Here is a 2,074-nt window from a genome sequence, read left to right as displayed (position 1 = left end):
GAGTGGTGCGTTCCTAGACAGCTCCACCACACCGGAGGTCTTCGCCATGATCAAGCCCGACCAGTGTCAACAACGCTCGTGATCAATACACCTAGCGCGAGCCGCGGAAGTCCGCCCCCTCGACGATCAGCCCGGCGACCAGCGCCCCGGACATCCCCGCGTGCGCAAGCCCACCGCCCGGATGCGCCTCGCCGCCGACCAGATGGAGACCGGGCAGCCGCGTGGTGTTCGCCGGACGCAGCAGCCGGCCCCCGGCACCCGCCAGCGACGGCGCGGGCACCGAGCCACCCCGCGCCCCGGTCGTGGCCGCCGTGTCCGCCGGTGTACGGATCTCCCGCCAGCACAGCCGCTCCCGCAGCTCGGGCACGGCGGCGCCGGCCGTCTCCACCAGCACATCGGCGTAGCGCTCACGCAGCCCGGCGTCCGTCCAGTCCACCGGACCGTGCGGTGCCACGGTCGCCGTGAGGGTGACCGCCTCGTGCCCGTCGTCCGGACGCGTCGTCGGGTCGTCCGGCCGCAGCACCGTGACCGTGGGCCGCTCCGCCGTCCGCCCCGAGAACACGGCGCCGGCCTCGTCGACGCGGGCGGGGGAGTGGACCACCGTACGGTGCGCCGTGCCGTCCGGCCTGCCGCCACGGAGGGCCAGCAGCACCGTGAACCGGCCGGGGACCGACGGCGTCCCGACGCCCGCGCCCCCGCCCCCGGGCCGTACGTCGCCGTCCCGCCACAGCTCCTCGCCCACGAGCGCGGCGGGAGCCGTGCCCGCCACCACATGGTCCGCCCCGACGACCGTGGCGGCGCCGACGGACGGCCCCGGCGCCAGCTCGACACCGGCCGCGCGGCCGTCCTTCTCGACGATCCGGGTCACATCGGCGTGGAAGACGAACTCCACCCTGCGCGCCAGGCACCGCTCGTACACCGCGTGCGCCAGCGCCCGCATCCCGCCCCGTACGTACCAACTGCCGAAGGTCTGCTCCATGTACGGCAGCAGTGCGGCGCCCGCCGGGGTGTGCCGAGGATCGAGACCGTACGACAGGGCGTACCCCTCGAACAGCGCGGCGAGCCGGGGATCACCCAGCTCCTGGGCCCCCACCTCGGCGACGGTGCCCGCCAGCCGGGGCCCGCGCAGCAGTCTCCGCTGCCGGACGGCCGGATACGGATCGCGTCCCAGCACCTGCCAGTCGTCCCGCAGCGGCTCCTCCAACAGAGGGCGCCGCGACCGGTCCCAGGCGTCCCGCGCCCGGCCGAGGAAGTCGCCCCACCGCTCGCCCGCGCCGCCGCCGAGGGCGGCGTCCAGGGCCGCGACGACGCCGGCGCGCGACGCGTTGGGCAGGGACACGTCGGTGCCGTCGGGGAAGACATGCCGGCTCGCCGGGTCGACCTGGGTCATCCGCACGCACTCTTCGAGCGGCTTCTTGCCGGTCTTGACGAACAGATCCCGGTAGACGGCCGGCAGATGCAGCAGCGCGGGCCCCGTGTCGTACGCGAACCCGTCGCGCTCGAACCGGCCGAGGGCGCCGCCGTACGTCGCCGAGCGTTCGTACACCGTCACCCGGTGCCCCGCCACGGCCAGCCGGGCAGCCGCCGCCATCGCGCCCATCCCGGCGCCGATCACCGCAATCCGTGCCATGGAAATGGACCTTAGCGGCCGCTTTTCCGGGTGCCGCGCCCGGGAGGCCCGACGCCGCCCCGCGCGCCTCTCCGCCTTGCGCCGCCGGAAGTTCCGGATCCTGGAGGCCACCGGTCGGATCACCGTGTGCGGGGTCCCAGGTTGATGCCGCTGGCCCAGCCGCCGGTGAAGACAAGGCGGGAGTACGGACACGGAGGCGATCGTGGCCAGCGCGTGGGCCGGACGGGTGAGGTCCGCGACGGGGTACTGAGTATCCGTACCTAGTACATGAGATGAGTAGAGACGCGGATAGGCCCTCACCTGCGGAGACGGAAGAGTGAGGGGCACGGGAGGGGCGCGACGCCGAAACCGCCGACACGGGGCTGCGGAGCGGCGTGGCACCCCGACCGCTACGGGGTGGGCCGTGCGCCGCTCCGGTCGGGCCTGGAGTGAGGAAGCCCGACC

At 74.5% G+C, this 2,074-nt stretch carries 1 protein-coding gene; it reads right to left on the bottom strand.

All coding sequences use genetic code 11. The features are described from left to right. Positions 1 to 91 precede the first annotated feature (91 nt). Positions 92 to 1,630, bottom strand: coding sequence for a phytoene desaturase family protein (locus tag ACFUN8_RS37265; protein WP_383647862.1), 1,539 nt, complete (start codon positions 1,628 to 1,630; stop codon positions 92 to 94). Positions 1,631 to 2,074: the final 444 nt, after the last annotated feature.

The sequence above is a fragment of the Streptomyces sp. NPDC057307 genome (genome assembly GCF_042667665.1).
Lineage (GTDB): Bacteria > Actinomycetota > Actinomycetes > Streptomycetales > Streptomycetaceae > Streptomyces.
Note: the sequence above shows the minus strand (reverse complement) of the source record. Positions and strands in the feature narration are given on the sequence as shown.